The 23,373-nt window shown below is 72.0% G+C and carries 19 protein-coding genes; 11 read left to right on the top strand and 8 right to left on the bottom strand.

The features are described 5' to 3' along the window. Nucleotides 1–510: a DinB family protein gene (locus tag QRY02_RS06710; protein ID WP_285990628.1), complete on the bottom strand. Its 510-nt coding sequence runs from the start codon at nt 508–510 to the stop codon at nt 1–3. A 261-nt stretch (nt 511–771) separates the two neighbouring features. Between QRY02_RS06710 and QRY02_RS06705 the strand changes: the two genes are divergently transcribed. The 3 genes from QRY02_RS06705 (at nt 772) to QRY02_RS06695 (ending at nt 4,677) form a co-directional block, all read left to right on the top strand. Continuing rightward, nucleotides 772–2,424 (top strand): AMP-binding protein, encoded by a 1,653-nt coding sequence (locus tag QRY02_RS06705; protein ID WP_285990627.1) that lies wholly within the window; start codon nt 772–774, stop codon nt 2,422–2,424. 434 nt (nt 2,425–2,858) lie between these two features. Then, nucleotides 2,859–3,950: a J domain-containing protein gene (locus QRY02_RS06700; RefSeq protein WP_285993780.1), complete on the top strand. Its 1,092-nt coding sequence runs from the start codon at nt 2,859–2,861 to the stop codon at nt 3,948–3,950. 97 nt (nt 3,951–4,047) lie between these two features. Beyond that, nucleotides 4,048–4,677, top strand: coding sequence for a LysE family translocator (locus tag QRY02_RS06695; RefSeq protein WP_285990626.1), 630 nt, complete (start codon nt 4,048–4,050; stop codon nt 4,675–4,677). 46 nt (nt 4,678–4,723) lie between these two features. Here QRY02_RS06695 and QRY02_RS06690 read toward each other — a convergent pair whose 3' ends face one another. Then, a complete protein-coding gene (locus QRY02_RS06690; protein ID WP_285993779.1) occupies nt 4,724–7,192 on the bottom strand; it encodes a M14 family zinc carboxypeptidase in 2,469 nt (822 codons plus the stop codon). 190 nt (nt 7,193–7,382) lie between these two features. On the opposite strand from QRY02_RS06690, the gene QRY02_RS06685 reads away from it, so the two are divergent. From QRY02_RS06685 to QRY02_RS06675, 3 genes are read left to right on the top strand one after another with little or no spacing between them, the layout of a single operon-like run. Beyond that, nucleotides 7,383–8,042, top strand: coding sequence for a DUF998 domain-containing protein (locus QRY02_RS06685; RefSeq protein WP_285990625.1), 660 nt, complete (start codon nt 7,383–7,385; stop codon nt 8,040–8,042). A gap of 58 nt (nt 8,043–8,100) precedes the next feature. After that, nucleotides 8,101–9,405 (top strand): cytochrome P450, encoded by a 1,305-nt coding sequence (locus tag QRY02_RS06680; protein WP_285990624.1) that lies wholly within the window; start codon nt 8,101–8,103, stop codon nt 9,403–9,405. Nucleotides 9,406–9,437: 32 nt separating this feature from the next. After that, nucleotides 9,438–10,034, top strand: coding sequence for a TetR/AcrR family transcriptional regulator C-terminal domain-containing protein (locus QRY02_RS06675; protein WP_285990623.1), 597 nt, complete (start codon nt 9,438–9,440; stop codon nt 10,032–10,034). Here the strand turns inward: QRY02_RS06675 and QRY02_RS06670 are convergent. Next, nucleotides 10,031–10,678: a GTP pyrophosphokinase gene (locus QRY02_RS06670; RefSeq protein WP_285990622.1), complete on the bottom strand. Its 648-nt coding sequence runs from the start codon at nt 10,676–10,678 to the stop codon at nt 10,031–10,033. The genes QRY02_RS06675 and QRY02_RS06670 overlap by 4 nt on opposite strands. Before the next feature lie 283 nt (nt 10,679–10,961). After that, the gene (locus tag QRY02_RS06665; protein ID WP_285990621.1) at nt 10,962–12,536 is read right to left on the bottom strand and encodes a collagen-like domain-containing protein; all 1,575 of its coding nucleotides are present in this window, start codon (nt 12,534–12,536) and stop codon (nt 10,962–10,964) included. Nucleotides 12,537–12,684: 148 nt separating this feature from the next. Between QRY02_RS06665 and QRY02_RS06660 the strand changes: the two genes are divergently transcribed. Further along, nucleotides 12,685–13,497, top strand: a complete 813-nt coding sequence (locus QRY02_RS06660) for an alpha/beta fold hydrolase (protein ID WP_285990620.1) — start codon at nt 12,685–12,687, stop codon at nt 13,495–13,497. On the opposite strand, the gene QRY02_RS06655 is transcribed toward QRY02_RS06660, so the two are convergent. The 3 genes from QRY02_RS06655 to QRY02_RS06645 form a co-directional block, all read right to left on the bottom strand. Then, complete coding sequence (locus tag QRY02_RS06655) at nt 13,494–14,369, bottom strand: LLM class F420-dependent oxidoreductase (protein ID WP_285990619.1); 876 nt, start codon at nt 14,367–14,369, stop codon at nt 13,494–13,496. The genes QRY02_RS06660 and QRY02_RS06655 overlap by 4 nt on opposite strands. A 68-nt stretch (nt 14,370–14,437) precedes the next feature. Next, entirely contained in the window at nt 14,438–15,751 is a 1,314-nt protein-coding gene (locus tag QRY02_RS06650; protein ID WP_285990618.1) for an alpha/beta hydrolase fold domain-containing protein, read from the bottom strand. Nucleotides 15,752–15,786: 35 nt separating this feature from the next. Continuing rightward, nucleotides 15,787–16,581 carry a hypothetical protein gene (locus QRY02_RS06645; protein ID WP_285990617.1) on the bottom strand — a complete coding sequence of 265 codons (795 nt, stop codon included), beginning with the start codon at nt 16,579–16,581 and terminating at the stop codon, nt 15,787–15,789. A 190-nt stretch (nt 16,582–16,771) separates the two neighbouring features. Here QRY02_RS06645 and QRY02_RS06640 point away from each other — a divergent pair, with 190 nt between their 5' ends. After that, nucleotides 16,772–17,497, top strand: a complete 726-nt coding sequence (locus tag QRY02_RS06640) for an alpha/beta fold hydrolase (protein ID WP_285990616.1) — start codon at nt 16,772–16,774, stop codon at nt 17,495–17,497. Here QRY02_RS06640 and QRY02_RS06635 read toward each other — a convergent pair. Continuing rightward, entirely contained in the window at nt 17,488–18,483 is a 996-nt protein-coding gene (locus QRY02_RS06635; RefSeq protein WP_285993778.1) for a glycoside hydrolase family 113 protein, read from the bottom strand. The genes QRY02_RS06640 and QRY02_RS06635 overlap by 10 nt on opposite strands. Before the next feature lie 60 nt (nt 18,484–18,543). Here QRY02_RS06635 and QRY02_RS06630 point away from each other — a divergent pair, with 60 nt between their 5' ends. The 3 genes from QRY02_RS06630 to QRY02_RS06620 all read left to right on the top strand — a co-directional run bounded on the left by QRY02_RS06630 (nt 18,544) and on the right by QRY02_RS06620 (nt 23,335). After that, a complete protein-coding gene (locus tag QRY02_RS06630) occupies nt 18,544–19,125 on the top strand; it encodes a TetR/AcrR family transcriptional regulator (RefSeq protein WP_285990615.1) in 582 nt (193 codons plus the stop codon). Beyond that, entirely contained in the window at nt 19,122–20,096 is a 975-nt protein-coding gene (locus tag QRY02_RS06625; RefSeq protein WP_285990614.1) for a hypothetical protein, read from the top strand. Before QRY02_RS06630 ends, QRY02_RS06625 begins: the two co-directional genes overlap by 4 nt. 95 nt (nt 20,097–20,191) lie before the next feature. After that, nucleotides 20,192–23,335 carry a family 43 glycosylhydrolase gene (locus tag QRY02_RS06620; protein WP_285990613.1) on the top strand — a complete coding sequence of 1,048 codons (3,144 nt, stop codon included), beginning with the start codon at nt 20,192–20,194 and terminating at the stop codon, nt 23,333–23,335. The last annotated feature ends 38 nt before the right edge of the window (nt 23,336–23,373 follow it).

Below are 23,373 nucleotides of genomic sequence, written 5' to 3'. Positions count from 1 at the left end.
CTATCTGCCGGTCAGGCCGTCGATCAGTTCGCGGCCGACGTCCACGTGCCCGGCGTGCCGGGCGAAGCTCTGCACCAGGTGGCACAGGATCCACGCGAACGTGGGGTGCTCTTCGGCGCCGCCGCGGCGGGTCGTGCGGACGGCCCGGCCGTCCAGCGGGGTGACCGCGGCCAGCCGGGCACAGTTTTCGCGCTCTGCCAGGAAGAACGCGGTGATGTCCGCCGACGGTTCCTCCGGCGCGACGAACCACTCCTGTTCGGCGGTGCGCGGCCAGGAGAAGTCGACGTCCTCGCCGGCGAACAGGTACCGGATCCAGAAGCGTTCGGTGCAGGCGAGGTGCTTGACCATGCCCAGCGGCGTCCAGCCCGAAGGCAGCACGCTCCGGCGCAGCTCCCGTTCGGAGAGGCCGTCGAGCTTGCGCAGGATGGCGGCGGCGTTGTGGTCGAGGTAGCCCAGCAGCAGCGCGCGCGGATCAGCCAGCGTGGGCGGGGGTTCGGGCGTCTCGACCATGATCGAAAAGCTACTGGGCGGCACCCCGCGACACCGTGTTCCCGCGCGCCCACGACGGGGTGACTCGCGGCGTCAAACCGACGGGCCGCCGGTGCCCCGGCCGGAACTCCCGCGCGCGGCAGGGCCCCGGCACCGGCGGTTACCGACCCGGTGCATGGCTTCCCGGTTGCCGTCGTCATCGGTGCGACATTGCGTCTTCTCGACGGTCGCAACGAGTGCTACCTTCCTGGGGGGCGGGCAGGTCGAGACCGAGGAGCTGCAATGAGGCTTTCTCCCAGCGCTCACACCGACTCGTTCTGCCGCGACCGCCTGCCACCCGGCGACCAGTGGCCGCGGCTCGTGTTCGACCTGCCGGAGCTGCACTACCCCGACCGCCTCAACGCCGCGACCGCGCTGCTCGACGAGACCGCCGCCCGCCTCGGGCCGGACCGTCCCTGCCTGCGTTCGCCGCACGAGACGTGGACCTACGGCGACGTCCTGGCCCGCGCCAACCGGATCGCGCACGTCCTCACCGCCGAGCTCGGTGTCGTGCCGGGCAACCGCGTGCTGCTGCGCGGCACCAACACGCCGTGGCTGGCGGCGTGCTGGCTCGGCGTCCTGAAGGCCGGAGCCGTCGCCGTCACGACCATGCCGATGCTCCGCCGCGGCGAGCTCGACAAGATCGCCGACCGGGCGCAGCCCACGGTGACCCTGTGCGACGAGCGCCTGCTCGACGAGCTGCCACCCACACTGCCCGTGGTGCCCTACCGCACAGCGCGCGACAGCGCAGCGTCCGACGGCACAGCATCCGACACCGCAGCGTCCGACAGCACTGGGCGCGCCGACCTGGCCGAACGCTGCGCCCGGCACCCCGCGACCTTCGCCGACGTGCCGACGGCCGCCGACGACGTCGCCCTGCTCGCCTTCACCTCCGGCACGACCGGGACGCCGAAGGCCACCATGCACTTCCACCGCGACCTGCTCGCCATCGCCGACACGTTCTCCCGGCACGTCGTCCAGCCCACCCCTGACGACGTCTTCTGCGGCACCCCGCCACTGGCCTTCACCTTCGGCCTGGGCGGCCTCCTGGTGTTCCCGCTGCACGCCGGCGCGTCGGTGCTCCTGCTGGAACGCGCGACACCCAAGGAGCTGGCGTCGATCGTCGCCGAGCAGGCGGTGACGGTGCTGTTCACCGCCCCGACCGCCTACCGCGCGATCCTGGGCTCCGGCGACGGGCCCCTGCTGGCCGGGGTCCGCCGCGCCGTCTCCGCCGGGGAAGCGCTGCCCGCCGCCGTGGCCGAGCGGTACCGCGAGGTCGTCGGATCGCCGTTGATCGACGGCATCGGCAGCACGGAGATGCTGCACGTGTTCATCTCCGCCGCCGGCGACGACGTCCGCCCCGGCCGGACGGGCAAGGTCGTCCCCGGCTTCCGCGCCGCCGTCCTGGACGCCGACGGCCGGCCGGTCCCGGACGGCACACCCGGGCTGCTCGCCGTCCAGGGCCCCACCGGCTGCCGCTACCTCGGCGACCCGCGCCAGACCGACTACGTCCGTGACGGCTGGAACATCACCGGCGACACCTACGTCCGCGAGCCGGACGGCTACTTCCGCTTCGTGGCACGCAGCGACGACATGATCGTCTCGTCCGGTTACAACATCGCGGCTCCCGAGGTCGAAGAGGTGCTCCTGACGCATCCGGACGTCGAAGAGTGCGCGGTCGTCGGCACACCCGACCCGGACCGGGGCGCGGTCGTGACGGCCTTCGTCGTGCTCCGGCCCGGCGTCGCCCCGGGCCCGGACGTCGCGCACGCCCTGCAGGAGCACGCCAAAGCCGTTGCCGCGCCGTACAAGTACCCGCGCCGGGTGCGCTTCCTCGACGCACTGCCGCGCAATGCCGGCGGCAAGCTGCAGCGATACCTGCTGCGCGAGCGCTGACGGGGGTGACGGGCCCGCTGCCGAGGTGGGGTGGCGGTGGGCCCGTCACGTCTGAGGGAGGTCGAGGACATGCCTCAAGACTAGCCGACGATTCGAACACATGTTCACGGCCATTCGAGTGGATTCCGACTACGAAAAGTCACCGCGGAGCGGCCTTTCCCGGGCGCGGCAACACTTCCGAGTGACAATGAGTCCTCAATGGACATTGCGTGACCACGGAAGACGAGGACACTGCCGCCATGCGGGACACCGTCACCGGACCCGCCCGCCGCGCCACGCCGGAGCGGCCGTTTCCGGGCCGTCACCGGCAAAACCGCTCACACCGCCCTGACCTGCACCGAGGACAATCACTCCGGCGCGCCGCCGAGGCGGTGACAGGCCCCGCGACCGGACCCCATAAAGTCTTCGCGCAGCCATCGGAGGTGACCACCCGCGTGCCCGACGTCGACTACTACGAGGTGCTCGGCCTCCGCCGCGACGCCACGGCGGCCGACGTCAAGGCGGCCTACCGCCGGCTGGCCAAGACCATGCACCCGGACGGCGGCGGCACGGTCGGCACGTTCCGGCTGCTGCGCGAGGCCTACGACGTCCTGGGCGATCCGGTGGCCCGCGCGCGCTACGACTCCGGCGGCGCGACCGTGGTGCCGGTGCCGGTCCGGCCGCGTCCCCGGCGGCGCTTCGGCGACGAGCCCGGCTTCGTCCCCGACCTGCCCGAGCTGGACGCCGAGGACTTGAGCTGGTGGCACTTCGCCGGGGAGGACACCCGGATGCGCCACGGCCGCGGCCGCGGGCCCGGGCACACGCCGGTGGTGGTCGCGGTCGCCGGGATGGTGCTGGTGCTCCTGCCGCTGGTCACCGGCGTCGGGTTCAGCACGCCGGTGCTCATCGTCTGGCTGCTGCTGACGGCCGGGACGGCGCTGCTCGTCCAGCGGCTGGCGCGCGGGTACCTGCGGGCCGCGAAGGCGCGCGAGGCGTACGCCGAGGAGTTCGGCGGCCGCACGGTGTTCGGCGCGCCCGGCACCGAGCGCGACGAGCTGGCCGAGCGGCTCACCGCCGACCTGCTCGAGGGGTACCTGACCCGGCTGCCGGGCGCCCGCATCTTCCACGGGCTCGCCTGGCCGGGCTCGGTGTTCGCCGACGTCGACCACGCGGTGCTGTGCGGGAAGCGGCTGGTGCTCATCGAGTCGAAGCTGTGGCTGCCGGGCCACTACGAGACGGCGGAGGACGGCCGGCTGCTGCGCAACGGCCGCCCGTTCCGCGGCGGCGGCAGCCGGCTCGCGGAGAGCCTGGCGGCCTACCGCGAACTGCTGCCGGGGGTGGCGCTGCGGGGCGCGATGATCGTGTACCCGAGCCGCAGCGGCGACCTGACCACGGCGGACCCCGGCGAGCTGGCGGTCGCGCCGATGACACCGGAAGAGTTCCTGCACGAGATCGGCGAGTGGCTGGCCGCGGATCCATCCACAGTGGACCACGAGACGCTGCGGACGATGCGCGACCAGGTGGTCGGCGGCGGCCGCGCGGCATGAGCAGCCCCCGATTTCCACGCTACCCCGGCGCACCGGCAGTTCCGGGGTCTGCGCGTGCCCGCCTTCGGCTCGGCGTCGGCGACGGCGGCCCCGCGGCGTGAGTCCCGCCGCCACCCTCGGCACGGTCCTCCTGGCCTACCTCCCGGCCGCGATCACCCCCGGCCCCAACTTCGTCCTCATCGCGCACACGGCCGCCACCGGGACGCGCCGGGCCGCGGTGGCGATCGCGCTCGGGGTGGTCGCCGCCGGTGGGCTGCTGGCCGCGGTCGCGGTCTTCGGACTGGGCGGCGTGCTCGCCCGCACGCCGTGGCTGGCGACGGCGCTGCGCGTGGCGTGCGGCGGCTACCTGGCGTGGCTGGGTGTGCGGCTGTGGTGGCAGGCCCGCACGCCCGGCGCTCCCGTGCCACCGCCGGACCAGGACGAGGTGGTGGCCCGGCGCGGCACCGCCTTCCGCCGCGGTGTCGTCAGCAACGTCACCAACCCCAAGGCCGCCGCGTTCTTCGGCAGCGTCCTCACCGCGACCCTGCCGCCCACCGAACCCACCGCCGTGCGAGCCGCGGCCGTCGCCCTGATCGTCGCCACTTCGGCCGCCTGGCACCTGAGCGTGGCCCTGCTGTTCTCCTCCCCCGCCACCCAGCGGTGGTACGCCCGCGCCGAACCGGCCCTCAACCGCGTCGTGGGCACCGTTCTCGTCGTCCTCGGCGTCACCCTCGCCTCAACGCCGTGAAGGCCTCCCCGCGCGAGCGAGGAGGCCTTCACGAACGAATGCACTGCTACCGGACGCCGCCCGAAGCGCGCTGCTTCTGCGCGTGCGCGGAGCGGGTGCAGACCTCGCCGACGTCGACCGTCTGGCCGCGGTCGGCGAAGACGTCCGCCACGCCGACGAGCTTGCCGTTCGGGGCCGAGCAGGTCAGCTGGTAGGCCTCCTTCGTCCCGTAGGTCGGCGGGATCGGCGACGAGAACGACACGTCGCCTGCCCAGTCGTCGACCGCGGCCGGGTTCGTCTGGTCGTAGTTGACCACCACGGCCCGGTAGTCGCCGGCCGGCGGGTCGAACAGCACGGCGTGCTCGGACGTCGTGCCGCCGTTCGCCGACGAGCTGACCAGGTTGCCCGCCGAGTCGTAGACGTACAGGTCCCAGTCGGTCGTGGTGTTCGCCCAGTTGATGTTCACGCTGAACTTCCCGTTGTCGACCTTCGGCAGGCCGTCGACGTGGAAGGTGAACGAGTCACCCGCCGGGTCGACCGGGTAGTTCTGGTTGATCGGCGGCACCCCGGCCGGGTTGGCGACCGCGTAGCCCTGCTGCGCCGGGCCCTGCGGGTCGCGCCCGTACCGGCCGGCCACGTACGGCCGCGTCGACGGGTTGACCGACCACGCGAAGCGCCCGCCGGTGGCGGTGAACTTCGAGTTCAGGTCGTCGGTGATGTAGATCGGCGGCTTGGTGGAGCCGTCGGGCTGGATCACCGGCGACGTCGGCGTCTGGAACGTCTTGTGCAGCTTGAGCTGGTAGTTCTTCGGCGCCGAGCCGATCAGCGTCGAGTGCTGCTGCGGGTCGGCCGCGTTGCCCAGCATGTCCAGGAACGCCTGGCGGTTGCCGCCCTTGCCGGCGCCGGCCGCGGGGGCCAGGCCCTCGTACTCGGCCACGACGCTGTCGGCGTAGGGACCGTGGAAGCCGTTGCCGCCGACCTCGATGGTGAAGCCCCAGCCGCCGGTGGCCCAGTACGACCAGTCCTCGGTGGTGCCGGTCGTGTCGTAAAGCGCCCAGCTCGGCTCGCTCGTGTAGCCGTTGCGCGAGGCCAGCTTGTCGCCGAGGGCCTTGTACTGCGGCTCCTCCAGCGGCGGGCGGACGTCCGCCACGCCCGGCGGGCGCAGCACCAGCGCGGCGACGGTGTGCATCGTGATCAGGTTCGTCACCTGGCGCGAGGACACGATGGAGCGCACGTTCCGCACCTCCGGCTCGCTGAACGGCGCGGACCCGCGGAAGGTGTCGCCGCTCCAGGCCACCTCGGCGCCGTTGCCGCCCCAGAAGCCCGCGTAGTTGCGGTTCGGGTCGGTGCCGCGCAGGCGGCCGCCCGGGTTCGCCTTGCAGACGCCGGTCGCGAACTGCGGCGGCGAGTCGTTGACGTTGCAGTTCTTCCGCTTCATTTCATAGTCGAACCGGGTGAAATCACCCTTGGGCTCGGCCTCGCGGGAGATCTCGAAGCCGTCCGGGTTGATGATCGGCACGACGATGTTGCGCGTCTTGCCGACCAGCGACCGGATGGCGGCGTCGCGCGAGTAGCCGTTGACCAGCTCGTACGCCCACTCCATGACGTGCTCGCCGGCCGGCCACTCCCGGGCGTGGTGCACGCCCATGGTGAAGTTCACCGGCTTGCCGTCGGTCAGGTTCTTGACGTCCGTGGCGATTTCGACGCCGACGACGTCCCGGCCTTCCCAGGTCGACTCCGGCATGGTGAACGCCGAAACCAGGTTCGGGTTCTTGCGGGCGAGTTCCTTCATCTCGAAGTTGTACTCGTAGAGGTGCCGGTAGCTGGTGCGCCCGGACGGCAGCGCCGAAGCGTCGGTCTTCGCGGCGTACTGGCGATCGGTCTTCGCGTCCTGGACGGACTTGGCCGACAGGTCCGCCTCGATGACCTTCGACTTGAAGCCGCTGTCCTTCAGCGTCTTGCGGTCGGCGTCGCCGGCGAGGACGACCTCGACCCCCGTCGCGTCACCCTTCTCCGTGACGTCGAGGCCGAGCGCGTTCAGCTTGTTCTTGTCGGCGCGCGTCGGCGTCTCGACGCGGACGAGCTCCGCGCGCTGGGCCGCCGGCGTCGTCCCGGTCGGCGTGCCCTGCGGCGTCAGTGCCAGGAAGTCGACACCCAGCTGGGCCTGACCGGCCGAGCCGCCGTAGCGGCAGCCCTGGACGACGAGCTCCTGCCCCTTCTTCACGAAGCTTTCGGCGAGTTCGTGGGTGCGCAACGCCGCCGAAGCGGCGACCACCGCACCGGTGGCCTTGTCGAAGACGGCGACGTCCCAGTCACCCTCGGCGCCCTGCGCCGGCTTGAGCCGCGCCTGGACGAGACCGTCCACGGTGGACGTCAGCTCGCGGCGATCGGTGCCCGACGTGCCCTTGGGCAGCACCTTCGCGAAGCACGAGCGGGCCACCGACTTGTCGGCGCGCAGGATGTTCTGCGCCGCACCGGCGGTGCCGGCCGGCAGCGCGACGAACGTTCCGGCCAGTGCGACGGCCGAAGCCAGCATCACCAGCCGTCTTGGTGAATTCCCCACAGGAAGCGACCTCCTTGACCGAGGCCGGCACGCACGGACGTACCGGTAGCGGAGGACCATAATGGAGGAAATCCGGCCGCGGACACCGCCGTAAGTCGTACAGCGTTCAACGCGGGGGCGCCTTTCACCGGGAGTTCAACCACCGGTCGACTACTGTGCGTCCATGGTCACCGTCCCTGCGCGACGAGTGTCGGTCGCGGTCTCGCTGACGGGCATCGCGGCCTTGGTGCTCGGCGCCGGCCTGGTGCTGCTGCTGCAGGTCATCCCGCCCACCGACCGGATCAGCGTCACCCGCCGCACGATCAGCGAATACGGGTTGTCCGATCACAAGTGGGTCTTCGACCTCGCGGTGCTCCTGGTCGCCCTCGGCTCGGCGGCGGGCCTCGCGGTCCTGCGCGGCCAGCGGCGGCTTCCCGTGCCCGCGGCCATCTTGGGGACACTGTGGACAGTCGGGCTGCTGGTCATCGTGGCGTTCCCCAAGCCGGACTGGGCCACGGTCTCCCGCGCGGACTTCGGCGGCACGCTGCACCGGATCGCCAGCGTGGTGGCGTTCGTTGCCCTGCCGCTGGCGGTCCTGGTCGCCGCGCGCACGGCGTTCCCGTCGTCACCGGTCCGCCGCCGGCTGGCGATCGTGCTGGCGATCGGATCGCTGGGCTGGTTCGCGGTGATCCTGGGCGCGGTGGTGGTCGCCGCGGCGGAAGACGGCCGCTGGTGGACGCTCATCCCGCTCGGCCTGGTGGAACGCGGGATGGCGCTGACGGAGCTGCTCGCGCTGGGCGTGCTCCTGGCGCCGGTCGGGGAACGGTCCGGACAACCGCGATGACCCCTCGCGCGGCCGGCCATAACCTACACTGTAGGCACGCCGACCGAAGGGGGAAGCCGTGCTCGAAGGAGCCCTGGCCCGCGCGAAACCCGTCGTCCGCTGGGGCCTCGGCCACGCGCTCCCCCGGACCGTGCTGCGCCGCGAGGCCCGGCGCGGGGACCTCCAGGGGCGGATGGTGGTCGACGCGGCCGACGGCCGCGACCTGACCGGCCTGTTCGAGGAGATCCGCGACACCGGCCCGCTCGCCCGCACCCGCTTCGGCTGGATGACCACCACGCACGCCGCGGTCCGGGAGGTGCTCGCCAGCGAAGACTTCCGGGTCGGCGTCATCGGGTCGGACGGCTCGGCGCTCGGCCGCCTGGTCGAGTGGTCGGCCGGCGAGCACCTGCACCCGGTGCGGCCGCCTTCGCTGCTCGCCGTCAACCCGCCCGAGCACACCCGCTACCGCAAGCTGGTCACCGGCGTGTTCACCGTGCGCGCGGTCGAGCAGCTGCGCGGCCGGGTGCAGGAGATCGCGGACGGCCTGCTCGACACGCTCGACCCCGGCACCCCGCTCGACCTCGTCGAGTCCTACTGCGGCCTGCTGCCGGTGACGGTCATCAGCGAAATCCTCGGCGTGCCGCCTGCCGACCTCGGCAAGGTCCTGTCCCTGGGCGCGGCCGCGGCACCCAGCCTCGACCTCGGGCTCGGCTGGCGCACGTTCCGCCACGTCGAAACCGCGCTGGCCGAGTTCGACACCTGGCTCGGCGAGCACCTCGATCACCTGCGCCGGAACCCCGGGAACGACCTGTTCAGCAAGCTCGTCGCGGCCCGCGACGGCGGTGTCGGCCTCACCGAGACGGAGCTGAAGTCCACCGCGGGCCTGGTGCTGGCGGCCGGCTTCGAAACGACCGTCAACCTGCTCGGCAGCGGCATCGCGCTGCTCGCGGGTGATCCCGGGCAGCTCGCCGTGCTGCGCGAACGGCCGGAGCTGTGGGGCAACGCCGTCGAGGAGGTGCTGCGGTACGACCCGCCGGTCCTGCTGACCGGCCGGCTGGCCACGCGCGCGACCGAGGTCGCCGGCGTGCCGCTGCCCCGCGGGGCGCTGGTCACGACCGTGCTGGCGGGCGCCAACCGCGACCCCGAGGTGTTCGCCGATCCGGCCGTCTTCGACGTCACCCGGGCCGGCGCGCGCGACCACGTGTCGTTCGGTGCCGGCCGCCACCACTGCCTGGGTGCGTCACTGGCGCGGATGGAGGGCGAGATCGGCCTGCGCACGATCTTCGACCGGTTCCCCGGCCTGCGCGTGCTGCCCGGCGGCCGCCGGCGGTCGACGCGCATCCTGCGTGGCTACGAGCACCTGCCCGCGGTGCTCGTCCCGTGACCGGCCGGCGTGGCCGGCCGTCCCGAAGTGTCTTGACGCGCGAACGGATCCTGCTCGCCGGGCTCGCCCTCGTCGACGAAGCGGGCTTGGAAGCTGTGAGCATGCGCAAGCTGGCGCACCGGCTCGGCGTCGACCCGATGAGCCTGTACAACCACGTCGACGGCAAGGACGCGCTGCTGGACGGGATCGCCGAGATCCTGCTCGCCGCGATCCCCGCGCCGCCACCGGATGCGGACCTGCGGGGGACGATGTCGGCGCTGGCGCACGGGTTCCGCGCCGCGATGCTCGACCACCCGCGGGCGGCGCCGCTCGTGCTGACCCGCCGGCTGGCGTCGATGACGGCGCTGGCCCCGGTGGAGGCGGTGCTCGGCCCGCTGCTCGCGGCGGGCTATCCGCCGGAGCGCGCGGTGCACGGGCTGCGGGCGGTGCTGGCGTTCCTCATCGGCACGCTGATGCGCGAGGTCGAGGCCGCGCCGACGTTCGGCGGCAGCGTCCAGCGGCTCGCGGACCTTTCGGCGTCCGGGCTGCCCGCGGTGTCCGTGGCCGCGCCCTACCTGGCCGTGTGCGACCACGAAGCGGAGTTCGAATTCGGGCTGCGGATCATGCTCGACGCCCTGGCCGAGCCCTAGCGGATCCGCTCGTGCAGCGCGGCCATCCGGCTGTCGAGGTCGGCCGCGGTCCGGGCCGCCGCGGCCAGCTCGCCCGCGAAGTCGGGCGGGACGCTGTCGCGGTACTTGTAAGAGAGCTTGTGTTCGACCGCCGCCCAGAAGTCCATGGCGATGGTGCGCAGCTGCACCTCGACCTTGACCTTTTCCACCCGGTCGGACAGGAAGACCGGGATGCGGACGATGAGGTGCAGGCTGCGATAGCCGTTGGCCTTCGGGCTGGTGATGTAGTCCTTGGTGCGCAGCAGTTCGACGTCGTCCTGCGCGGTGAGCATGCGCGCCACCTCGTAGACATCGGAGACGAACGGGCAGACCACCCGGATCCCGGCGATGTCATCGAGCGCGGCGGCGGCGGAAACCCAGTCGCCGGTCAGCCCCCGGCGGCGCACCTTTTCTTTGATGGCTTCCGGCCGCTTCACCCGGCTCGTGATGTGCTCGATCGGGTCGTGCTGGTGGACGAAGTCGAACTCCTCGCTGAGGATCCGCAGCTTCGTCATCAGCTCTTCGATGGCGAACTTGTACATCAGGAGGAACCGCGGGAGCTGCCCGGCGACGGCGAGCTCGTCGGCCGCCTCGCGCAGGTCCTCGGCCGCCGGATCGGTGGTCACTGAAGCCTCGTGCTGTCGTCGGTCGTTTTCCGAGCGCCAGAGTACTGCGCTCCGCTTGGTCAACGAACGGCGACGGGCCGGAGTTCCCGCCGGTCACCGGTTCGGGTGCTTCGCCGGACGGGTGCTTCGCGGGATTGGCGGGATGGGGGGCTTCGCCGGGACTCGGGTGTTTGGCGGGCTGGAAGTGCTTGGCAGGCTGGGGGCCTTCGCCGGGCCGCGGGCGTTTGGCGGGCGCCGGGCCCGGACCGGGGCGTGGGGCCGCCGGTCCGGGTCCCGGTGCTGCTCAGCGTCCCGCGGGCGCCTTTCCGGCCGCGGCCACCGCGGCGGCGACGCACTGGGTCGCGGCCGCGCCGGCGGCTTCGGCCTTTTCGGCGGCCTTTTCGTCGGCCGCCTTCTTGCCGGCCTTGTCGTTCTTGGCCTTCTGCTTGTCCTGGGCCTTCTGATCCTCAGCCTTCTGATCCTGGGCCTTCTGATCCTGGGCCTTCTGCTTCTCCTCGGCGGCCATCCCCTGCTGCTGCGCAGCGGCAGCGGGATCGGCGGCCTGGGCAACGCAGTTCAGGATGCCCGCGCAATCCTGCGCGGAGAGCACGATCCGGCCGGCACCCTGCTGCTCACCGGCCATGCCGTTCTGCTTCGCCGCATCCTTCTGACCGGCGGCTTCCTTCTTGGCGGCCTTGCCGTTGCCGTCGGCACCGTTTTCCGCCGCCATACCGTTCTGGTCGGCCGAGCTGTCGTCCGCGGCCATGCCCTTCTGGGCGGCCGCACCCTGCTGAGCGCCCATGCCCTTCTGGTCGGCCATGCCCTTCTGGTCGGCCATGCCCTTCTGATCGGCCATGCCCTTCTGATCGGCCATGCCGTTCTGATCGGCCATGCCGTTCTCGCCCGCCATGCCCTTCTGATCGGCCATGCCGTTCTTGCCCGCCATGCCGTTCTGATCGGCCATACCGTTCTGGGCGGCTGCGCCGTTTTCCTCGGCCTTGCCGTTCTGGTTCGCCATGGCGTTGGCATCGGCCACACCGGCGGCCTGCGCCAGGCACTTCTGGACCACCTCGCAGGCTTGGACGGCAGCGGCATCCTGACCGGCGGCGTCCTGCCCGGCCATGCCGTTCTCGTCGGCTGCGCCCTTCTTGCCCGCGCCCTTCTTGCCGGCCGCGCCGTTCTCGGCTGCCGCGCCCTTCTGCGCCGCCATGCCGTTCTCGTCAGCCGCACCGTTCTCCGCGGCCGCACCCTTCTTGCCGGCCATGCCGTTCTTGCCGGCCGCGCCGTTACCGGCCGCCATGCCGTTCTCATCAGCCGCGCCGTTGCCGGCCGCCATGCCGTTCTCATCAGCCATGCCGTTGCCGGCCGCCATGCCGTTCTGGTCAGCCATACCGTTCTCGGCCGCCATGCCGTTCTCATCAGCGGCGCCGTTCCCGGCAGCCATGCCCTTCTGCTGGGCTTTACCGCTTCCGGCTTCGTCCTGGCCGGCCGCCTTCTTGCGGGCCGCCGCGGCCTTCTCCTCCGCCTTGCCGTCCTGGCCGGCCGCCGCTATTGCCGCGCACTGGGCCGCCACTTCGTTCGCCGCCACCTGGTTTGCGCAGCCCGCTGCCTTGCGCTGCTGGTCGAGCCGGTCGACCGCCGCCTGGGTGTCGGCGATCCGGGCTTTCGACTGGGCGTCCGGGGCGGTGCGCTGGCTCGCGATGTACGTCAGGTTGTTCTGCAACGCCGTGTCCAGGCCGCCGCACTGCTCCGTCGCCGCGTTGCTCGCCGGGCTGGTCAACGCGATCGCCGCCGCCGTTGCGCCTGCTACGCCCACCAGTGCCGCTAGTCCGATCGTCGCGGGTTTGCGGTGTCGTCCTGTCGTGCGCACGTGGGGCATCAGCCCCTCCTCTCGGGTCGCCACCTCACCAGGGCACACGGGCAAAACGGCGAAGCGGTTCACCGGGAGTTTCACTGTCTACTATGGACTAAACGCAAACGGGCGCGGTGTGTTACCGTGTCCGGACCATGAAACCTGGGGAGGGTTCATGATCGGCAGCTTCAAGAACGCCCGCAGCGAAGAGCGATATCTGGCCGCCTACGACGAAATCGCCGCGCGCTGGCCCGTTCCGGTGCGGGATCTGGACATCGGCACGCGGTACGGGCCGACCCGCGTCCGGGCGAGCGGCGCGGCCGGGCCACCGATCGTGCTGCTGTCCGGCGTCATGGGGACGTCGCTGTCCTGGTACCCGCACGTCGCCGAGCTGGCCGAGCGGCACCGCGTGTTCGCCGTCGACACACTCGGCGAACCCGGGCGCTCACGCCAGACGCGTCCGATGCCCACCGCCGCGGAGTGCGCGGACTGGCTGGCCGACGTCCTCGACGGTCTCGGGCCCGGAAAGTTCCTGCTGGCCGGGGTTTCGCGGGGCGCGTGGCTCGCGCTCACCCTGGCCGCCCGCACACCCGGCCGGATCGCCGGCGTGGTCGCCTTCGAGCCGCCCGGCTTCGCGCCGATCGGCCGGCGCTTCCTCTGGTGGAGCGTGCGGGAGGTCGCGACCTGGTTCGACCCCCGCCCCCGCGCGGCGGTGCGGCGCACCCTCCGGCCGCTGCTGTTCGGCGGCCTGAAGTACCGCGCGCACCACCCGCCGCAGTACCTGTTCACCGACGACCAGCTGCGCGCGGTGACCGTCCCCGTCCGGCTGGTGCTGGGCGAGCGCAGCGTGATCCACTCCGCGCGCGAGGTCGAACAGCGGGTGAACGCGCTCAACCCGCTGTTCGACGTCGAAATCGTGCCGGGCGCGACGCACGCCTTGCCGCTGCAGCGACCGGAGCTGGTCACCGCGCGGATCCTGACCGGCTAGCCGAGCTCCGCCAGCTGCGGCACCGCCGGGGCCATTCCCTCGATCCACGCGGCGGGCGAACCCGTCGTCGGGGTGACGATCGCCGTCTGCACACCGAGTTTCGCGTAACCCGCCATCGAGCGGACGAACTCGTCGCGGGTTTCCGGCGCCGGGCGCGGGTTGTTGGCCAGGATCGTCTTGCGGATCGCGTCGTAGTCGCGCCCGACGTCGTCGCAGTGGCGGCGCAGCACGTCGAGCTTGTGCGCGACGTCGTCGGGCGAGGAGCCGAAGAGGTTGCACGCGTCGCCGTACTGGGCGACCAGCCGCAGCGTCTTGCGCTCCCCGCCGCCGCCGACGAGGACCTTCGGGCGGTTGATCGGCTGCGGCGAGCACAGCGTTTCGGCCAGCTGGTAGTGCTTGCCCTCGAACGGGCCGTTGTCCGCCGGGTCCCACATCTGCGCGCAGATGCGCAGCGTCTCCTCCAGCCGCTCGAACCGTTCGGCGATCGGCGGGAACGGCACGCCCATCCCCCGGTGCTCGCGCTCGAACCAGGCGGCCCCGATGCCGAGGACGGCCCGGCCGCCCGAAAGGACGTCGAGCGTGGTGACGATCTTCGCCAGCAGCCCGGGGTGCCGGTAGGTCACGCCGGTGACCAGCAGGCCGAGGTCGATCCGGGACGTGTGCGCGGCGAGGTAGCCGAGCGTGGTGTAGCCCTCCAGCATGTTCGACTCGGCGGGCAGGCCGGTCGGCTCGATCTGGAAGTAGTGGTCCATGAAGGACAGCCAGGTCGCCCCCGCTTCCTCCGCCGCGGCGCCCACCCGGGCGAGCTCGCCGGCGATGGCGGACGTCCCGCCGTCGATGTCGAAGATGGGCAGGTGGAAGCCGAGTTCCATGAAACGCACTCCTGATGTGGTCGGTGTGGACACCACGCTAGGACCTGGAGCGCGCTCCAGGGCAAGCCTCAACCGACGGCCGCGGCGAAGAAGTCCGCGACCGCGCGTTCCGAGACCGCGCCTTCGGTCACCGGAACGCCCGCCGCGCGCAGGCGGGCCGCGAACTCGGCCGATTTCCGGCCGCCGTTGCCGAGCAGGAACGGCGGTGCGCCCGGGCCGGCGTGAGTCAGCGGGCTCGCCGCGCTCAGCGCCGACGGCGAACGGCCCAGCGCCATGAGCACCGACGCGCGGGTGAGCGGATCCAGGCCGGCGAGGTCGAAGGCGGCCGGGGCCGACAGGGCCGCCACCGCGCGGACCGTGCTGTCCTGGCCGCCGTACTGGCCGGTGTCCTGACCACGTGCGACGCCGAGCAGCGACGCCAGGGTGCCGCCCGTGCCGGTGCCCGCCACCGCGATCCGGGCCGGGTCGACGTCCAGCGCGGCCGCGTTGGCCTTGAGGAACCGGACCGCGCACCGGGCGTCGGCGAGCGGGGCCGGCCACGGCGCGGCGGGCACCAGCCGGAAGTCGATCACGGCGACCGCGAACCCGCGGGCCGTCAGCTCGTCCCGCAGCGGCCCGAACCGGGAGCCGGCGAGCAGCGCCCCGGGGCCGGCGGGCTTGCGGTTGCCCAGGACCAGCCCGCCGCCGTGCAGGAGCAGCACCACCGGGGCCGGCGGGCCGCCCGCGGTCCGCCGGTGGACGTCCATCGCCAGCGGGATCCCGTCGGGGCGGCAGTATTCGACCGTGCCCGGGCCGGCGTCGAGCAACGTCGAAGCGGTGGGGCCGGTGCTGCTGTCGCCGGCCGCGACGGTGCCCGCCACGCCGGTCGCGAGCACCGCCACGAGCACCGGGAACAGCACCACCCAGGCCGTCGCCCGCCGCGCCGCGGACGGCCACGGGTGCGCCCGCCGCCGGGCCACGAAGAGGAACCCGAGCACCGCGATGACCTGCAGTCCCGCCGCCACGTAGTCGGTGAAGCCGGCGACCGTGTCGGCCGGCTGCCAGGGGTCGAACCGCGTCAGCAGCCCGAGCGGACGGCTGATCACCCACAGCACGAGCGCTCCGGCCGCCGCGAGCGCGCCGAAGCGGGCCGTCTTGCGCGTCGGCCACCCCAGCACCGCGACGGCGGCGACGATCCCGACGGCGGCCACCGCGCCGAACAGCATCGCGTACAGCTGCCAGACCCGCCACAGCGCGGGCAGCGCGGCCGCCGGGATCACCGCGCCCCCGAGGGCCGCGAACACGGCCGTGACCAGCAGCGGGCCGCGCCGCAGCGCGGCCGGCGCGGCCGGCGGGGTCGTCGACGGGCGATACCCACCACGCTGCCCGTCGACGACCTTCATGCCGCCAGTGTCACCCTGGTCGCGCGAACGCGCACCTACTTGCGGGCCGCCGTGTAGTTCCGGAACAGCAGGTAGGTGTCGAGGATGTCGGACGACGCGCTCTCGACCGACCGGTAGATCCCCCACTTCGGCCGGACGTAGTCGCCCTGGTCGGGGAGGTTCACGTTCGACATCGAGCCCTGCGCGGCGACCGCCGCACCGGACCCGGTGCCGTTGCGGATGACGCACGCCGCCTTGCCCTTGGACCCCGGCGTGAAAGTCCACTCGATGGTGATCCACTTGTTCCGCAGCGGCGCCAGGTCGGTGACCGCGATGCTCGGCGAGCCCGAGTTGGCGTACGCGCGGGCGTTGAGCATCTCCTTGCCGCCGCTGCGGGTCAGGTCGAGCGTCACCCACGGGCCGCCGTTGGTCGACGGCGTCTTCGTCTGGAAGATGTGGGTGAACTTGCTGGTGCCGTGCAAGGACGCGGGAATGTACATCTCGTAGGAGAGGGTCCACGTCTCGCCGTTGTGCATCTTCAGCGTGGTGCCGTTCTGCACCATGCCCTTCGACTCGGTGCGCTGGCGGTCGCCGCCGCCGGTCGTGTCGCGGTCGTCCTTCCAGATGTTGAAGCGGTAGTGGTCGCCTTCGACGACGACGTACTTGCGGTCGGGGTGGTGGTTGCCGCGGTCGGCCTCGATGCCTTCGAAGGCCTTCAGGCCGTCGGTGGCGGGGTCCGGGTGCCACAGCGGGGCCGCGTGGGCGGGGAGGGCCGTGCCCAGGATGAGGGGGACGGCGAGAGCCGAGACGGCGAGCGAGCGCAGGGCCGTCCGGCGGGGGAATGCGGGCATCGTCGGTGTGTCCTTCCTGACGAGCAGTTCGGCAGGGGGTGCACATCGGCCGGCGGACGGGCCCGGAAACCGGGCTGGACATCCGATGTCTTGCGCTATGAAGCTAGAAGAGACAGCGCTTTCTGTCAACGCCACCCCGATTGCCGCGATGGTTGGCCAAGAATTCATCGGACTGCTGTAGGTTCGGGACATGGAGTACTTCCGCGCCCGCGACGGCCGGGAACTCGCCTGCCGCACCCTCGGGCGGGGACGGCCACTGGTGCTGTTCCACGGATTCACCGGTTCGGGACGCGACTGGCTCGGCCCGGCGGCCGTGCTCGCCGAGCACGGGCACCGGGTGATCCTCCCGGACCTGCGCGGCCACGGGGCGAGCGCCGCGCCCCACGACGCCGCGGCGTACCCGCCGGACGTCCTGGCCGACGACGGGTTCGCGCTGCTCGGCCACCTCGGCCTCGACGACTACGACCTGGGCGGCTATTCGTACGGCGGCCGGGTCGTGCTGCGTCTGCTGGCCCGCGGTGCCCGCCCGGGCCGTGCCGTCGTGGCCGGGCAAGGCCTCGACGCCGTCCGGAAAGCGACGTCCCGGACCGGCACCTACCACGCCGCCCTGACCGCGTTGATCGGCGGCGAGCCCGTCGAGCCCGGGTCACCGGCGTACTGGATGCGACAGGCCGGCGGCGATCCGGTGGCGCTGCGATACGTCCTCGGCACCCACGTGCCGACGACGGGCCTGGACCGGATCACCACACCCACCCTGGTCGTCGTCGGTGACGAGGACGACGGCCACGCCTCGGCCGACGCCCTCGCCGCGGCCCTGCCGAACGGCCGGTTCGCCCGGGTGCCGGGGAACCACTTCACGGCGATGACCGGCCCGGAACTGACGACGGCGATGGTGGAGTTCCTGGCTCAGGCGTAGCAATCGGCGAGCGCGCCGAACGCCGCCTTCGGTTCCCAGGGCACGTCCGGGTACGTCTCGCCGGTACCGTTCTCCAGCACCTTCACCACGCCCCAGCTCGCCATGTCCAGGTCGGTCCGGGGATCGGCCCGGTGCACCAGCCCGTAACACACGAACGTACAGGCGAACGCCGCGTCGACGCCCTCCGCCGCGAAGATGTCCACCAGTTCGCGCAGGTACCGAGCCTGCTCCTGTTCGTCCCGGACGTAGTCGCCCGCCAGCCGGACCGGGACCTCACCTTCGTACTCGAGGATTTCGCCGCAGCGGCCCCCCAGGTCGGCCGCCCCCCGGTACGGCGTCACGCCGAACTCCGTGATCGCCACCGGCTTGCCCGCCGCGACCAGGCTCCGGACGCCCTCGCGGTAAAGGTGCTCGACCTCCTTCGAGCGGTGCGCGTCCACCGAGACGATGTCGAACGGCGCCCAATCGACGCGCTCCAAGGGAATCGCCGCGTAGGTGACGCGGCCGCCGAACCGGGCCCGGACCACTTCCACCGCGCGGGCGAGGAACGCGTTGATCCGGTCCGGCAGCCCGGCGAGGAGTTCCCGCGAGGCCAGCACGTTTTCCAGCCGCTCGGTGAGGCTGTCGCCCGGCAGGAAGCCGTGGCAGAACAGGCTCAGCTCGGCGCCGGTGACGAACACGATCCCGGCGCCCGCCTCGCGGAGGCGTTCGGCCCGGTCCGCGCCGTCGGCGAAGAGGGCCAGGATCTCGTCCGGCGTGCGGTCCCACGGGAACGGCGAAAACCACACCTCCAGTCCCAGCGCGGCCGCCTCGCGGGCGGCGAACTCGATCCGGTCCAGGTCGGTGCCGATCAGCCGCACCGCGGTGCAGTGCAGGTCGTCACGGATGATCGCCAGCTCCCGCCGCACGAGGTCCGGCTCGAACGGCCGGTTGAACCGCCCGGCACGCTCGAAGCCGGTGTCGTAGCCGATCCCCTTGGCCCGCATGGTCACTCCCATCGTTAGGGTACGGAGCGTACCGTACCCTAATAGGCTAAGCTGACGCCCGTGGCCGCACCGAAAACCCGGCGCCGGGGTACCGAACTGGAAGAGGCGATCCTGCGCGCGGCGGCGGCCGAACTCGCCGAAGCCGGCTATCCCGGCCTGACCATGGAAGGCGTCGCCCAGCGCGCCGGCACCAACAAGAACACGATCTACCGCCGCTGGCCGAACCGCGCCGCGCTCGGCGTCGCCGCCTACCGCCACCTGGCCGAGGACACGCTCAAGCCGCCCGACACCGGACACCTCCGCGAAGACGCGCTGACCCTCTTGCGGGCGATCAACTGCGGCCAGACCTCGCCGGCCTCACGGGTCCTCCGCAGCCTCCTCACCGGCGTGGGCGACGAACCGGAACTCCGCGAGCAGCTGCACGAACAAGCCGCCGAAGGGGGCGCCGCCGCCTGGCTCACCGTCGCCGGCCGGGCGGTGACCCGGGGCGAGGCCCGGCCGGGCGCACTGCACCCGCGCGTCGCCACCGTGGCCCTCGTCCTGCTGCGCAACGAATACCTCACCCGTGGACTGACCACAGTGGACGACGACGTCCTCGTCGAGATCGTCGACGAGGTCTACCTGCCGCTGGTGCGCGCATGACGCCCCGGCTCGCTCGCCACGAGAAGATCGCCGCCGCCCTGGCGGACGCCGGCGACGAACTCCTGGCCACGGCCCGCCCGCTCGGCACCGGCATCGGCGGGTCGTCCTGGCTGCTGCGGGTCGCCGGCGAACCCGTGTTCGTCAAGCGGGTCCCGCTCACCGACGTCGAGCTGGCGAACCCCCACTCGACGGCCGACCTCTACGGGCTTCCACCGTGGTCGCACTACGGGGTCGGTTCGGCGGGCGGCGGCGCCTGGCGCGAGCTGGAAGCGCACCTCATGACGACCGCGTGGGTCCGTGGCGGCGAGTGCGGGAACTTCCCGCTCCTGCACCATTGGCGGGTCGCGCCCGGCCTGCCCCGGCCGCGCGCCGACATCGAGACCGACGTCGCGTTCTGGCACGGCGACGCCGGTGTGCGGCGGCGGCTGGAAGCGCTGGCCGGAGCCACCACCGACCTCGTGCTGTTCCTCGAGCACCTGCCGCACGACCTCGCCGGCTGGCCGGGCGACGACCTGCCGCTCGAGGAAGAGCTGCGGCACATCACCGGATTCCTGGCCGCACGGGGTGTTCAGCACTTCGATGCGCACTTCGCGAACATCGTCACCGACGGCGAACGGCTCTACCTCACCGATTTCGGCCTGACGGTGGCCCCGGGGTTCGACCTCTCGGACGCCGAGGCGGAGTTCCTCGCCGAGCACGCCGACCACGACCGGGCCTACGTGCTGACCCACCTGGTCAACCGGTTCGTCCGCGGCTTGCGCGCGTGGCCGGATGCCCGCGCCCGCAACGATTTCGTCCGTGCGTGCGCCACCGGAGAAGTGCCGCACCAGGCACCACTGCTCCGGCGGTACGCCCCGCTCGCCGCCGTCGTCAACGACTTCTACTTCGCGCTCCACACCGAGAGCCGCCGGACGCCGTACCCGCGGGACGAGATCGCCGAGCAGCTGGCCCGCCATCCTTCCGGCTCTTGACCACCGGACGACACCGACCTAGAGTCAGCGTACCCCGGAGCATGTTAACGTTAACATGCGCTGGTCCCCGACGTGCCCCGAAGGAACCGACAACGATGAAGTTGTTCTCCCCGCGCCGTTTCGGCGTCGTGCTGGCCGTCGCGGCCGCACTCGTCCCCCTCGGCAGCGCCGGCGCCGGCGCGGCGCCGGCCACCGACACCGGTACCGGTCTCCGCGCCGCCGCGAGCACGCTTTCCGTGCCCGACATCGACGACGTCCGCGGCAATCTCACGCTGCCGGCGAGCGGCCCGGACGGCACGAGCGTCACCTGGACGTCGTCCGCGCCGTCGGTGATCACCCCGACCGGTGAGGTCACCCGGCCGGCCACCGGCGCGGCTCCCGCGAAGGTCGTCCTGACCGCGAAGGTCAGCCAGGGCCGGGAAAGCACCACACGGCGGTTCACCGCCACCGTGGTCCCCAAGCCGGCCCCGCAACCCCTGGCGGGCTACAGCTTCTTCTACTTCACCGGTGAAGGCACCTCCAACGGCGAGCAGATCTATTCGGCCCTCAGCCGCGGCAACGACCCGCTGAACTGGACCGAGCTCAACAACGGGCAGCCGGTGCTCAAGTCGAGCCTCGGCGAGCTGGGCGTGCGCGACCCCTTCATCCTGCGCTCCCCCGACGGCGACAAGTTCTACCTGCTCGCCACCGACCTGCGGATCTACGCCGGCCGCGGCTGGGACGCCGCCCAGCGCACCGGCAGCCGGTCGATCATGGTCTGGGAGTCGACCGACCTGGCGCACTGGTCGCGCCAGCGCAGCGTCCAGGTGTCCCCGCCGACCGCGGGCAACACGTGGGCCCCGGAGGCGTTCTGGGACGCCAAGCGCGGCACGTACGTCGTCTACTGGGCGTCGAAGCTGTACGCGGAGAACGACCCGAACCACCTCGGTGACAGCTACAACCGGATGATGTACGCGACCACGCGCGACTTCCGCACCTTCAGCGCGCCGCAGGTGTGGATCGACCCGGGCTACTCGGTGATCGACTCGACGGTCATCAAGAACCAGGACACCTACTACCGGTTCACCAAGGACGAGCGCAACAACACCTCGTCCACGCCGTGCAGCAAGTTCATCACCGAGGAGAAGGCCACCGACCTGCTCGACCCGCACTACGGCTTCGTCGCCGACTGCATCGGCAAGGCCACGGCGACCAGCCCCGGCCTGTCCGCGGGTGAGGGTCCGACCGGGTTCAAGTCCAACACCGAGAACAAGTGGTACCTGTTCATCGACGAGTTCGGCGGCCGCGGCTACGTCCCGTTCGAGACCACCGACCTGAACTCGGGCAAGTGGACGATGTCGGCCGGCGCGCACCTGCCCGGCTCGCCGCGGCACGGCACCGTCCTGCCGGTCACCCAGGCCGAGATGAACCGGCTCAGCCTGCCCCCGGCACCGGTGCAGGCCGACGCGAAGGGCCTGGTCGCGCACTGGCCGCTCGACGCCAAGTCGGGCACGGTCGCGACCGACACCACCGGGCACGGGTACGACGGCGCCCTCGCCGGTGACGTCTCCTGGGCCGGCGGCGCGCTGGCCTTCGGCGGCAAGAACGGGCACGTCCAGCTGCCGAACAACCTGCTCACCGGCGCCGCGGCGGCGACCGTGTCGGCCGACGTCCTGGTCGATCCGAACCAGCAGACGCCGTACTTCCTGTGGGGCCTGGGCAACACGGCGAAGGACGGCACCGGCAACGGCTACCTCTTCACCACCGGCGGCACCGCGAGCGGCGGCTTCCGCGGCGCCATCGCGACCGGCAACTGGACCACCGAGCAGGCGGCGGACTCCGGCGGCGGGCTGCCGCGCGGGGTGTGGAAGAACGTGACGCTCACCGTCGGCAACGGCGTCGAGGTGCTCTACCTGGACGGCGTCGAGGTGGGCCGCAACGCGAACGCCACCATCAAGCCCTCGGACCTCGGCGGCGGCGTCACGGCGGCGAACTACCTCGGCCGCTCGGTGTACGCGGGCGACAAGACCTTCACCGGCAAGATGAAGGACGTGCGGCTCTACAACCGGGCGCTGTCCGGGCTCGACGTCGCCGCGCTCCCGTCGAACAGCACCGCGATCCGCTCGGTGCAGCTCGACGCCCTCAAGACGCCCGCGGTCATCGACTCCGGCGCCGGGACGGTCGTGCTGCCGGTCAAGCCGGGCACCGACCTGCGCCGGCTCGCGCCGAAGTTCGGCCTGGCGCCGGGCGCGTCCATCAAGCCGGACAACGGGAAGCCGGTGAACCTCAGCTCGCCGAAGCAGTTCACGGTGACCGGCGCCGGCGGCGACCGTCGCGTGTGGACGGTCGAGGCACACGAGGTGCGCAGCCCGGTCCTGCCGGGGTACAACGCCGACCCGAACATCGTCGCGTTCGGCGACACCTACTACCTGTACCCGACCACCGACGGGTTCGACGGCTGGAGCGGGACGAAGTTCTCGGCATGGTCGTCGAAGAACCTCGTCGACTGGAAGGACGAGGGGGTCATCCTCGACCTGGGCAAGGACGTCAGCTGGGCCGACAAGAACGCCTGGGCGCCGACGATCGCGAAGCGCAACGGGAAGTACTACTTCTACTTCTGCGCCGAGGCCAAGATCGGCGTCGCGGTGAGCGACTCCCCGACCGGCCCGTTCGTCGACTCCGGCAAGCCGCTGATCGCGAAGAACCCCGACGGCGGCCAGGCGATCGACCCGGCCGTGTTCCTCGACCACACCGGAAAGCCGTACCTGTACTGGGGCAACGGCAACGCCTACGTCGTCCCGCTGAACGACGACATGGTGTCCTACGACCCGGCGAAGATCACCCGGCTGGACGGCCTGGCCGACTTCCGCGAGGGCTTGTTCATGGTGGAGCGGAAGGGTACGTACTACCTCAGCTGGTCCATCGACGACACGCGCAGCCCGGACTACCGCGTCGGCTACGCCACGGCCCCCAGCCCCACCGGGCCGTTCACCAACCGCGGCCTGCTCCTGAGCAAGGACGCCCACCTGGGTGTCCTCGGCACCGGGCACAGCTCGATGCTGCAGGTCCCGGGCACCGACGACTGGTACCTGGCGTACCACCGCTTCGGTATTCCGGGCGGCGACGGCACCCACCGCGAGACGACGATCGACAAGCTGACGTTCCGCCGCGACGGCACGATCGCCCCGGTCGTCCCGACGCTGGAGAGCGTGCGGCCGCAGCGCATCCCGTGGCACTGCGGGGCCGTCCGGGCGAGCTGACTCCGGGTGGGCCGCCCGGGCGGGTGGCCCACCCGATG

The sequence above is a fragment of the Amycolatopsis sp. DG1A-15b genome (assembly GCF_030285645.1).
Taxonomy (GTDB): Bacteria; Actinomycetota; Actinomycetes; order Mycobacteriales; family Pseudonocardiaceae; genus Amycolatopsis.
Note: the sequence above shows the minus strand (reverse complement) of the source record. Positions and strands in the feature narration are given on the sequence as shown.